The sequence below is a fragment of the Clostridium gallinarum genome (genome assembly GCF_014836325.1).
GTDB lineage: Bacteria > Bacillota > Clostridia > Clostridiales > Clostridiaceae > Clostridium > Clostridium gallinarum.
Window position 1 is genome coordinate 1 of record NZ_JACSQZ010000004.1, and the last position, 12,456, is coordinate 12,456.

Annotated in this window: 12 protein-coding genes and 1 pseudogene; 5 read left to right on the top strand and 8 right to left on the bottom strand. The window is 26.7% G+C overall.

The genetic code is table 11. From position 1 onward, the window contains the following. Window positions 1–167: 167 nt before the first annotated feature. From H9660_RS01555 to H9660_RS01570, 4 genes are all read right to left on the bottom strand, one after another. Window positions 168–2,306, bottom strand: a complete 2,139-nt coding sequence (locus H9660_RS01555; RefSeq protein WP_191747861.1) for a HelD family protein — start codon at window positions 2,304–2,306, stop codon at window positions 168–170. Window positions 2,307–2,452: 146 nt separating this feature from the next. Then, complete coding sequence (ftsH, locus tag H9660_RS01560) at window positions 2,453–4,357, bottom strand: ATP-dependent zinc metalloprotease FtsH (RefSeq protein WP_191747863.1); 1,905 nt, start codon at window positions 4,355–4,357, stop codon at window positions 2,453–2,455. Between the two features lie 21 nt (window positions 4,358–4,378). Then, on the bottom strand, window positions 4,379–4,924 hold the full coding sequence (gene lepB, locus H9660_RS01565) for a signal peptidase I (protein WP_191748020.1): 546 nt from the start codon (window positions 4,922–4,924) through the stop codon (window positions 4,379–4,381). After that, window positions 4,924–5,148, bottom strand: a complete 225-nt coding sequence (locus H9660_RS01570; protein WP_191747865.1) for a DUF3006 domain-containing protein — start codon at window positions 5,146–5,148, stop codon at window positions 4,924–4,926. Before H9660_RS01570 ends, lepB begins: the two co-directional genes overlap by 1 nt. A gap of 252 nt (window positions 5,149–5,400) precedes the next feature. Here H9660_RS01570 and H9660_RS01575 point away from each other — a divergent pair, with 252 nt between their 5' ends. The 3 genes and pseudogenes from H9660_RS01575 to H9660_RS16645 form a co-directional block, all read left to right on the top strand. Beyond that, the gene (locus H9660_RS01575; RefSeq protein WP_191747867.1) at window positions 5,401–6,141 is read left to right on the top strand and encodes a MurR/RpiR family transcriptional regulator; all 741 of its coding nucleotides are present in this window, start codon (window positions 5,401–5,403) and stop codon (window positions 6,139–6,141) included. A 72-nt stretch (window positions 6,142–6,213) separates the two neighbouring features. Next, window positions 6,214–6,897 carry a DUF6198 family protein gene (locus H9660_RS01580; protein ID WP_191747869.1) on the top strand — a complete coding sequence of 228 codons (684 nt, stop codon included), beginning with the start codon at window positions 6,214–6,216 and terminating at the stop codon, window positions 6,895–6,897. Between the two features lie 31 nt (window positions 6,898–6,928). Next, window positions 6,929–7,087: pseudogene (locus tag H9660_RS16645) on the top strand (family 1 glycosylhydrolase); the annotation flags it as partial. 56 nt (window positions 7,088–7,143) lie between these two features. On the opposite strand, the gene lysA reads toward H9660_RS16645, so the two are convergent. Together lysA and H9660_RS01595 are read right to left on the bottom strand one after the other, a co-directional pair. Then, window positions 7,144–8,436 carry a diaminopimelate decarboxylase gene (lysA, locus tag H9660_RS01590; RefSeq protein WP_191747871.1) on the bottom strand — a complete coding sequence of 431 codons (1,293 nt, stop codon included), beginning with the start codon at window positions 8,434–8,436 and terminating at the stop codon, window positions 7,144–7,146. Between the two features lie 135 nt (window positions 8,437–8,571). Continuing rightward, a complete protein-coding gene (locus tag H9660_RS01595) occupies window positions 8,572–9,249 on the bottom strand; it encodes a beta/alpha barrel domain-containing protein (protein ID WP_191747873.1) in 678 nt (225 codons plus the stop codon). 251 nt (window positions 9,250–9,500) lie between these two features. Here H9660_RS01595 and H9660_RS01600 point away from each other — a divergent pair, with 251 nt between their 5' ends. After that, entirely contained in the window at window positions 9,501–10,751 is a 1,251-nt protein-coding gene (locus H9660_RS01600; RefSeq protein ID WP_191747875.1) for a DUF1576 domain-containing protein, read from the top strand. Further along, a complete protein-coding gene (locus tag H9660_RS01605; protein ID WP_191747877.1) occupies window positions 10,752–11,096 on the top strand; it encodes a hypothetical protein in 345 nt (114 codons plus the stop codon). 121 nt (window positions 11,097–11,217) lie between these two features. Here H9660_RS01605 and H9660_RS01610 read toward each other — a convergent pair whose 3' ends face one another. Together H9660_RS01610 and sfsA are read right to left on the bottom strand one after the other, a co-directional pair. Continuing rightward, window positions 11,218–11,709: an NAD(+) diphosphatase gene (locus H9660_RS01610; protein WP_191747879.1), complete on the bottom strand. Its 492-nt coding sequence runs from the start codon at window positions 11,707–11,709 to the stop codon at window positions 11,218–11,220. Window positions 11,710–11,735: 26 nt separating this feature from the next. After that, entirely contained in the window at window positions 11,736–12,431 is a 696-nt protein-coding gene (gene sfsA, locus H9660_RS01615) for a DNA/RNA nuclease SfsA (protein WP_191747881.1), read from the bottom strand. Window positions 12,432–12,456 lie beyond the last annotated feature (25 nt).

The following is a 12,456-nucleotide window of genomic DNA, read 5'->3' on the forward strand; positions in this document are numbered from 1 at the left end:
ATGGTTTCTTAAGTATACCCTTATTTAATAAAAGAATTTTTTAAAAAAGTATTGACTTTTTATAACTGGTCTATACAAAAAAATAGATAAACATTATATTCCTTGCTCCGTCGCATTCGCTCCAAGTCGCCATCATATAATGTTTATCTATTTACAAAATTCTTTTTCTATCTTACTTTAATTACAGATAATCTGTGTAGTGCTCTTGTACTCATAATATACTTAATTAAATTATCTGTATTTTCATCAAAATCTACTATTATTACAGCATCAAATTCTAATCCTTTAGCATAATAAGAAGGAACTAATACTTTTCCACCTCTATATATAATATCCGACTTATTAAATGCTAATATATTTGTATACTTTTTAAGCTCTGGAGCTATAGTATTTAATTCTTCTTTATCTTTAGTTATAACTGCAATATTTTCATATCTTTCTTCTTGATAATCTTCTAGTAAATTTAAAATTACATCTATTAAATCTTCCATATCATCCTTTGGTACAGTAGTTTCAAGAACATCAAATTCTCCTTTTCTTACAAAAGGTACTACTGCATTTTCATCAAGCAATTTACTTGCATACTCCATAATTTGATAAGTAGATCTATAGCTTTTCTTTAATTCATATAAATTAAAGAATCCACCAAAAATCTCTTTTAATCTTAGCATTGCAGGAATTTCTTCTGCCTTAACTAATCTTTGATTTGAATCTCCAACTATAGTATAACTTCTACAACCTGTTAATTCTTTTAAAACTATAAATTGAAGCATATTATAATCTTGAGCTTCATCAATAACTACATGTTTAATTTCATAGCTTGATTTTTTACCATTTAATTTTATCATTAAATATAAAATAGCTGTTAAATCTAAATAAGATAACTTTTCAACCTTCATAAAATCTTTATAGATATTAACTATTTCATCATTATTTATCCAAGATTCTATATAAGCTTTACTTTTCATTACCTCTCTAACAACATCTCTTATTGCAATTCTTCTTCTAAATTCAATGTTGTTTTCTTCAATTATTAATTCTTCAGAAGTTAATTTAGCCTTTTCTTCCTTAGCATTATTATTTATTTCTCTAACTTTTTCATCTCTTATATCTTTTATTTTAGAGAATAATATTCTCTTTATTTTTTGGCTTCTTCTAAATATAGGCATATATTTATAATGGACTTCAAAAAGCTCTTTTATTTCTTCTATTGAGACAATCTCCTTACCTAAGAATTCAACTGCCTTAATATCAAAGTAATTTTCCTCTATTTCATTTGTCTTTTTATCTAATAACTCTATAAATTCTTTAGAAGATTTGTATTTTATTTCATCAATTACACTCTTATTTCCTCTTAAAACTTCTTCTAAATAAGCTGTTATATCTAGAACCTCTTCGTCAAGACCTATTTCCTTATATGCAAATGATAAAAATGTTTCATTTCTAACTGCTGTTTCTCCTAAGTTAGGTAAAACTTCAGATATATAATCCATAAATATATCATTTGGACCTAAAATTAATACTTTATCACTTAATTGTTGTCTATAATTATAAAGTAAATATGCAACTCTATGAAGAGCAATAGTTGTTTTCCCTGAACCTGCAACTCCATTAACTACAACAACTTTACTTCTATCTGCTCTTATAATTTCATCTTGTTCTTTTTGTATAGTGTTTACTATATCCTTTAATTTTTCACCCGATTTAGATGATAAAACCATTTGTAGTATTTCATCTTGTATATTAATGTCAGAATCAAAATATCCTTCTAATTTAGCCTTTTTTACTATTAACTGCCTTCTTCCTAAAATATCTATAGGAATTTCTCCTTGAGGACTAGTATAACTAGTTTTTCCTAGCATCCCCTTATAAAATAACGATGCAACTGGAGCTCTCCAATCAACTATAACTGGCTCATATGTCCCCTCTGGAGTTAATCCATATCTTCCAATATATAGTTCTTCACTAAACCCATCATCAATAAAATTTATCTTTCCAAAGTAAGGTGATTCTTTTAATTTAACAAACTCTGATAGTTTTCTATCTATTGCTTTATAACTTTCTTCTTTTATATATCTTTCATGGTCAAAATATTCAACTAACTTATCCTCATCATCTCTATATTCTTCAATATACTTTTTTCTATAATCAAGAATATAATCAGAAATTGCTTTTCTTTTTTCAATGTAATTTAAAGTTTCTTCATTAAGTATATTTAATGTATTTTGTAAATTTTCTTCTTCTTTTAATAATTCTAATTTATCCAAGAGAAATTCCCCCTTTGATTTTACTAAGAAAGAGTACATGTATTAAATGAAAAATTAAGAATGTCAAATGTAGAATTAAGGATGTTTTGCACAGCAAAACTTAATTTCATTAGTGCAAAACATCTTTTATAAAAAAATCCAAGATTTTTTTCCTTAATTATGCATTATCCATTCTCAATTATCAATTAGTATTCAGTATTTTCTTCTTTTTGTTTTTTGTCTGCTAATTTTTTAGCTTTTTTCTCTTTTAGTTCTGGGTATTTTTCGTAAACAAATTCCATGAATTCATCTCCGAAAATAGTTTCTTTTTCTAATAAGTATTCAGAAATTTTATCTAGTAAATCTCTATTTTCATTTAGAAGTTTTCTAGTATTTTCATGACATGTTCTTATTATATTTAAAACTTCTTGATCTATTAAAGTTGATGTTTCTTCACTACATTCTCTTGCAGCTCTACCATCTAAATATCTATTTTGAACTGATTCTAAAGCAACCATATCAAATTTATCAGTCATACCATAAACAGTTACCATACTTCTTGCAGTCTTAGTAGCTCTTTCTATATCGTTAGATGCTCCTGTTGTAATTAAGTTAAATACCTCTTCTTCAGCAGATCTTCCACCTAACATAACCATAATTTGATTTGTCAATTCTTCTTTAGAAACTAAATACTTTTCTTCTTCTGGTAATTGCATAGTATAACCTAATGCTCCCATAGTTCTTGGAACTATAGTTATCTTATGTACAGGATCTGTATTTTCTAGAAGTGCTGCTACTAAAGCGTGACCTACTTCGTGGAATGCAACTATTCTCTTTTCCATAGGAGAAAGTATTCTATCCTTCTTTTCTTTACCTGCTATAATTACTTCTACAGCTTCTCTCAAATCTTCTTGCATAACAAATTCTCTTCCATTTTTAACTGCAGCTAAAGCACCTTCATTTACTATGTTAGCTAAATCTGCTCCTACTGCACCAGGAGTACTTTTTGCTATTTCTTCTAAATCAACATCATCACCAAGTTTTACACCTTTAGAGTGAACCTTTAGTATATCTACTCTTCCTTTAAGGTCTGGTCTATCAACTATAACTCTTCTATCGAATCTACCTGGTCTTAATAAAGCCTTATCTAATATTTCTGGTCTATTTGTCGCTGCTAAAACAACTATTGCCTTAGTAGAATCAAAACCATCCATTTGAGTTAATAATTGATTTAATGTTTGTTCTCTTTCATCATTAGTTTGAAGTTGTGAATCTCTACTCTTACCAATTGAGTCCACTTCATCTATAAATATTATACATGGTGCATTTTTTTCTGCTTCTTGGAATAAATCTCTTACCTTTGCAGCTCCCATTCCAGCAAACATTTCAACAAAGTTTGAACCTGAAATTGATAAGAATGGTACATTTGCTTCACCAGCTACTGCCTTTGCAAGTAAGGTTTTACCTGTTCCAGGAGGTCCAACTAAAAGTGCTCCTTTAGGAAGCTTAGCTCCAATATCTGTATATTTTGTAGCATTATTTAAGTAATCTATTATTTCTTTTAATGATTCCTTTGCTTCATCTTGCCCTGCAACATCATCAAAGGTAATTTTTATATCATTTTCCTTATATACTTTAGCGTTACTTTTTCCTAATCCCATCATAGGACCAGCACCCATTCTTTTTCCTATTCTTCCCGCTAAAAATCTAAAGATACTAAATAAAATTATAGGCATTATAACCCAACTAAATATAAAGTCAGCAAAATAGTTTTCTTGAATAGATTCTGCTCTATATTCTACCCCTGACTCATTTAATATATTTATTAAATTTGGATCATCTACGTTTCCTGTATATAACACTTTTTTACTAGAAAATCCCTCTTCTTTTTCCTTTGGAACAATTTTTATTTCGCTTGCTGAAATAACAACGCTTTCTACTTGATTATTTTCTATCATATTTAAGAATTTATTATAACTTATTTCATTTGTCATCATAAAATTCTTAGTTGAAGTAAATGCGTATAAAAATAGAAATGCTAAAATCGCATATAATATGGTATTTTGTTTTTTATTATTGTTATTATTGTCTTCAGTGTTCTTATTATCCATAATGTTTCCTTTCTAATAAGTTTATTTTATTTTTCCAATCTCATCAAAAGGATATACCTTAATTTGTGCCTTTCCAGCTATATCTTCCCCATCTATATAAGGATTAATCCAATATCTTGAGTCTTTAGAATAAAGCCTATTATCCCCTAAAAAGAAGTACTTTCCTTCTGGAACTTCATATTCCCCACTAAATTTATCTGGAGCTCCAATATAGTCTTCTTCTAACACTTCGCCATTAACAGAAACAACACCATTTATTATTTGTATTTTATCTCCTGGCAAGCCTATTAATCTCTTAATTAAATCCTCTTGTAATTCTTCTGAGTAAAAAACTAATATATCTCCTCTTTTTAATTTTTCTAAGTTGTAAACTCTTGTTACAAATAACCTATCATTAACATTTAATGTAGGTACCATAGATTCTGATGGAATTAATACCTTAAATAATAGAAATTTATTTATTAAAATGGCTATTATAACAGCTGAAATTACTGGAACTCCCCACTCATAAATAAAATTCTTTATTGTGTTCTTTTCTTTTCCATCTTCTTCAATATTATTTTCCATTATTCTTCCCATAATCCTTTCATTAAATTATCAATTTCTTCTTTTCTCATTTTAGTAGCTTTTTCATCTATAAAATAAAGATTATTTTTTATATAAAGTATATCTCCTTCTTTTACATTTCCAATTATATCACTTTTTTTTACGTTAAATACATTATCTTTACCATTTTCTAATACTACATAGTTTTCTTCAATTCTATCAACTATATATCTATCTTGCTCCATCTCCGTTTTTAATCACAACCTTCCTTTTTAGCTTATATTTTAGTATAACATATTTATAATAAATTTAAATAGCATTCAATCTATCAAAATAGAAACTATATAAAAATAAACTAATTTATCAATTAGGCATTAACTTTGATATAATAAAAGTATTTAGTTATTGCAGAAAAAAATGAATATACCATGTCATAATACTATAATTACAATATAAAAAAGGTTACTAATTAAAATTTTCATGTTAGGAAGGTAAGTATGATAATTGATAAAGTTAATGATATATTGAATAGTAATACAAATAAAAGTACATTATATGTTCTATGTAGTTTTATTAAAAAAAATATTGAACAAATCCCATCTATGAGTATAGATGATATTGCAAAATCATCCTATATGTCAAAAGGACAAGTATCAAAATGCATTAGAAATTTAGATTATCAAAATTATGAGGATTTTAGATACGCTTGCTATAGTTATTTAGATTCTTTACAAAGACGTAAAATGATAAAAAATCATGAATTATCTTTTCAAGATAATATAATACAATTTACAAAAGAATTATCAAAAAACATTCAATACTCATTAGAACATATCAATATAAACGATATTCAGGAAATAATAAAAAGTATTAGAGACACTAAAATACTTTATTTATATGCACAAGGAGATGCGAGATCACTTTGTTATAATATACAAAGAGAATTGAATATTTATCATATTTCAACTGTTATATGTGATGTTGATTTTCAAAAAAAGTATACATTTTCAGAAAATAATTTATTAATTATTCTAAGTACAAACGGTAATTCATTTCATTTTGATAAAAGAATCATCAACCGTATACAAAATACTAAAGTTAGAAAATGGCTTATTACCTGTAAAGATTCTATTAAATTTTGTGATAAACAACTTTTTATCCCAACTTTAGATAATAATTATAATGAATATATTATAAGGCATATTATTGATATTATTCTTCTAAACTTTCAAAACTAGTTTCCTTTTTGGAAACTTTTTTGTTTTTCCCTCTTTTTTTGATTATTCTATATGCAAAAGGAGGAAATAGTATTGAAAAAAATTAAGATATCAAGTGAACTAATTTATATTTTAGCAATTATTATTTTAGGTTTTTCAGTTAACCTTATGTCAATTGCAGACTATGGAATGTCTATGATTGTATGTCCAGCATATATATTAAGTTTAAGATTTGACTTCTTAACTTATGGGCAAGCTGAATATATTGTTGCAGGTATTGTTTTTGTTCTATTTTGTATTATTATGAAACAATTTAAATTTTCATATTTGAGTTCTTTTATAACTGGAATTCTCTATGCTACCGTTGCTGATATATTTAAAGTATACATACCAATGTTCCATAATCAAATTCCTTTATCAACAAGTATCAGAATTATTTGTTTTCTTGTAGGTATGATACTTTCCGGACTAGCAATAGCAATGTTTTATAATACCTATTTTTATCCACAAATATACGATTTTTTTGTGAAAGTTATGTCTAAAAAATATAAAGTTCCTATTAAAATTTTTAAAACATTCTTTGATTGTGTTTTTTTATTTATTTCTATTCTTTTATCTTTAGTTTCATTTCATAAATTTGTTGGAATTGGCTTAGGTACAATTATTATGGCATTTTGTAATGGTATTATAATTAGTACATTCCAATCAATGATTGAAAAATATTTTATATGTATTCCACTATTAAAAAAATTATATTTTTATCTTCAAAAAGATTAACGAAGAAGGAAAATAAAATGGATTTAAAAATTTTAGACTATCTATTGTATGGACACTTATTTTCCCATTAGATTATGAATCTAAACCCAATAAAGTAGGATTACAGTTTTATAAAAATATTTTTAAAGAATGTCCTAAATATGGTATTAAACCCATTCTTGTCACTGCCAACTTCATATTTCTACTATAAATAAAAAAGCTATAGAGTAAACTTTTTACCATTTCTACTCTATAGCATATATTTTATTATATTTCTTCTCTAATTAAATCCTCATAGCTTTGTCTTTTAACTACTATCTTTGATTCTCCATTTCTAACAAAAATGACTGCTGGTCTAAGCAGTTTATTATATGAACTTGCCATTGAAAATCCATAAGCACCTGTAGATAATACTGCTAAAATATCTCCACTTTCTGCATTTTGGATATCAATATCATTTATTAAAATATCTCCTGACTCACAGCACTTTCCAGCAATAGTAACTCTATCATTTTGTATTTCTTCTGCTTTATTTGTAACCAATGCTTCATACTTTGCTCCATATAATGCAGGTCTAATATTATCTGCCATACCACCATCTACAGCTACATATTTTTTGACATTAGGTATTTCTTTTATAGATCCTATAGTGTATAGTGTAGTTCCTGCATTTGCAACTATAGATCTTCCTGGTTCAATAGTTAAAACAGGTTTTTTAAGTCTTAACTTATCACATACTTCATCTACGCTATCTAAAATAACTTTACAGTATTCTTCTGTTTCTCTTGGCATATCTCCATTTGAATAATAGATTCCAAATCCACCACCTAAATCTAATTCTTCAATTATATGTCCTGTTTCTTGCTTTATTTCATTTATGAAATTTAACATAACCTCTGCTGCATCTTTAAAAGGGTCTGTTTCAAATATTTGAGATCCTATATGACAATGAAGCCCTACTAATATAACATTATCTAGAGAAAGAGCTGTTTTAACTGCATCCATTATTATGTTTTCAACTGGAGCAAATCCAAACTTAGAATCTATTTGACCTGTTTTTATATAATCATGAGTATGTGCTTCTATCCCTGGAGTTAATCTTAAATAAATTTTTTGTTTTTTATTATACTTTTCTGCTATTTCATTTATTTTAGACATTTCCCAAAGATTATCTACTACAAATCTTCCTACACCTAGCTTTATTCCAAGCTCTATTTCAGCTAAAGTTTTATTGTTACCATGGAAATATATCTTATCCATTGGATATTCTGCTTTATAGGCTGTATATAATTCTCCACCTGAAACAACATCTAAATATAATCCTTCATTATTGATTAATTTACACATTTCAATAGTTAAAAATGCTTTTCCTGCAAATGCAACTCTATTATTATCTTCATTAACTCTAAAAGATTTTACATATTCCCTGCATTTATCTATTAATAATTGTTCATCCATAACATATAATGGTGTTCCATATTTTTCAGCTAATTTACTTGCTTTTATTCCACCAATAATTAAATTATTTTCTTCAATTTTGCTTGCCCCAAATAATCTCATACATTTCCTCCAAAATTTTTATTATATTATAATAAAGCCACCATGGTATTCCATAGTGGCTATATCATTATATATATTATTATACACTTTTTTCATAAATATTCTATATTTATACATTTTATTTAAGGTAATTTTTTAATTTTCACCTCTATATTTGTCCATTAAATTTCCCATTACATCTCCTGATGGAGGTGGTGTATATGTTATTGCATTAGCTCCAGCTTCTATTGTTCTCATGATAGTTTCTTCTGAAGGCCCACCTGTTGCTATTATAGGGAAATTAGGAAATTCTTCTCTTATTCTTTTTACTATTCTAGGAGTATTTTTTCCACCAGATACATTTAGTATCGTTGCTCCTGCTTCTATTCTTTCTGCTACATTTTCACATTCAGAAACTATTGTTACTATTACAGGTATATCAATTGATTCTCTTACCTTTTTTATTATTTCATTAGCAGTAGGTGCATTTACAACAACTCCCATAGCACCTTTAAATTCAGCATCTAATGCTAAGTTCACAACTCTCTTGCCTTGAGTTATTCCTCCCCCAACTCCACAAAAAACTGGCACATCAGCAGCCATAACTAGAGCTTGAGTTATTATTGGTTGAGGAGTAAATGGATAAACTGCTATTATTGCATCTGCATTGGTATTTTTAATAATAGCTACATCTGTTGTAAATAATAAAGATTTTATCCTTTTTCCAAATATTTTTATTCCACTACATTCTCTAATACAAGAAGGAACCTCAATTACATGGCTTCTCAATGTTCCTTTTATCTCTGGTACCTGTTTTACTTTTTTTATATCCATATAAAACTCCTCCTATTTATTCTTTCTATATATTAATTTTAATTCTATAAGTTTATAAAATACGAAATGCAATTATTTATTATTAAATCATTTTCTAACTAAATATGGAACTTTTTCTATTTTTTATATATAATTATATTATACTATCTTGTACATATTTTAGGATATATAGCTAGAATATTTTATAAAATAATATCTAATTAATCAACAATATCTTTTATTATACTGGATGTTTATAAATTTTATAAGAGGTGATTTATATAAGAAAGAGAAAATTTTACCCTCCATACACCGTATTACTAATTCTTTATTGCTTTTTTATCTTTTTAGCTTTTCTTTTGGATTCACCAAAGGATATTTTTCAAGGTTTAAAACAAATAATTTTAAGTCCTGATATTCTAATTTCTGATTACGTTGAAATTGGTGGTATTAGCGCTTCTCTCCTAAACTCTGCTTTAACTAGCATAATGTCTATTCTCCTTTTATTTTTTATTGGAGTAAAACCAAATGGAGCTACTATTATGTCTTTATGGCTAATGACAGGCTTTTCGTTTTTCGGCAAAAATATTTTAAATATATGGCCAATTATTATAGGTGTATTTATTTACTCTAGATATCAAAAAGAATCCTTCCTTAATTATAGCTTGGTTGCATTACTTTCAACCACATTAGCTCCAACAGTTAGTCAGCTAAGCTTTACAAATTATTTTTCTACTACAGTCGGTATTATTTTAGGCTATTCAATTGGTATATTTACAGGATTCGTACTTGCTCCAGTTGCATCACATTGCATTAAAGCTCATAATGGGTATAATTTATATAATATAGGTTTTGCAGGTGGATTATTTGCAACTTTATTAATGTCCATATTAAGAGCACTTGGAATAGAGTTTGAAACTAGATCTTTATGGAATACAAATTCTAATTATATATTTACAATAATATTGTTAATAATATCCTTCTATTTAATTATCATTGGATTATTTAATAATCCATTAAAAAAGGAAAACTTTTTATCTTTATTAAAACAACCCGGTAGATTAGTTAGTGATTATTATATACTCTTTGGGAATACATGTTATATAAATATGGGGATATTATGTTTGTTTTCAACTATATTAGTCTTAGCATTAAACTCTCATCTTAATGGACCAACCATTGCTGGAATATTTACTATTGTTGGTTTTGGTGCTTTCGGTAAACACATTAAGAATATTATACCAATTATAATTGGTGCTATTTTAGGAGCATTATTTAATGTTAATCCAATAAATTCCCCCTCTCTAATATTATCTATTTTATTTTCAACAGCACTTGCTCCAATTGCAGGTAAGTATGGTTATATAATAGGTATATTAGCAGGTTTTTTACATGTTAATATGGTTACTAATGTAGGATATCTTCATGGTGGTTTAAATTTATATAATAACGGTCTAGCAGCTGGTTTCGTAGCAATGATTTTAATTCCTATAATAAATATATTTGAAAAGGAGAGCTTATAGATGAAGTATTACTTTAAAAGAAACTTAAAAATAATTAATGAATTAATGACCTATTTATATAAACTAGGTTCAAAAGACATTACTGTTAATTTACATAGAGATGAAAACAAAACTTCTTTTGTTATATCTGCTCAAATAGATAATATTGATACTCAGGAATTAATTAAATTAGATTCTATATTGAATACAAAAAGGCAACATGAAGTAGAAGAATCCTACTGGCATTTAGGCGTAGAAAGCGAAACTGAAGACGAGCTTTCTTTAGTTGGGATGATGATAGACTCTGCAATTATATCTTATGATAATAACATTATTAAATTAGAAATTTTAAGAAATGATTCTTAATTTAATTAATATCTAATATTATGCAAGTATTTGAGACAGTAATTAGTTTTGTGTAAAAAATTTTATAGGATATAATAAATTGGCTTCTATAATGAGGCAATTTATTATATCCTATTTAATATTACTCTCTCATTTCTAATACTTTTTTTACAACCTTCGTACCTATAACATCATCTTTCATTTCATTTAATGCATTAGATAGTTTAGTCCATCCCATACCCTCTACTTCTGTTGATTTAATGATTTCTCCACTTACAAAATCAGCTACAAAATTTATCATTAAAATTTCTTTATCCTTTACGTAGTCAGAACTAATATATCTTATATTTTCAATTTCTATACCAGCTTCTTCTTTAACTTCTCTGACTACAGCTTCTTCAGCAGTTTCATTATTACCTACATATCCCGTTAATAAAACTTTTGAGTTCTCATATATATAACTTTGCTTTAATAATAATATTTCATCATTCTTAATTATTGCAACCATAATACAAGGCTTTGGAATATCAAAAAACATCATGTCATCATATTGGCAATAAGGAACTCCTCCTTCATCCCAACTAAATTTCTCCTCTAGCCTTCTTCCACACACTGGACAAAATTTATATTTCATAATTCACCTCTTACTAGTTAAACTAATTATAATATTATATTAACATCTTCATTTAATTCAATTGAATTTTTATCAACATAACAATTATAAGCAAATATATCAACACCTTTTTCCTTAGCTAACTTTAATGCATTACTAAATTCAGGATCTCTACTATAGTTAGGTGAAAAAGTCTTAACCTTGTCTAATTGAATTAAAAATAGTACACCTGCTCCATATCCTTGATTTTTTGCTTCTATTAATTCAAGTATATGCTTTGCTCCCCTCTCAGTTGGAGCATCAGGAAACATACAATGTCCATTTTCCTCTAATGTTACACCCTTTACTTCTAAATAATAAATTTCTTTATCATCTTCTGTGGATAATTTAAAATCAAATCTACTTTTTCCAAAAGTTTTTTCTCTATTTATTTTACTATATTTATTTAAGCTTTTAATTTTTTTATTAATTAAAGCTTCATTAACTACTTTATTTGGTATTTGTGAATCTATATTAATGATAATATCACCTTTCATAGCAGCAATTAAATCATATTTAGTTTTTCTATTTGGATTTAATTCCTCTCTTAAAAATATTTTTGTACCTTCTACTAAAATCTCTCTACATCTTCCTGTATTAGGCACATGAACTACTATTTCTTCATCATTTAGTAGTACTTTTGCATTAAATCTATTAGGTCTATTTATAAATATTCCCTCAACAATATTTTTTTCAAACTCCATTTTATTACTCCTTAAAGTTATTTAT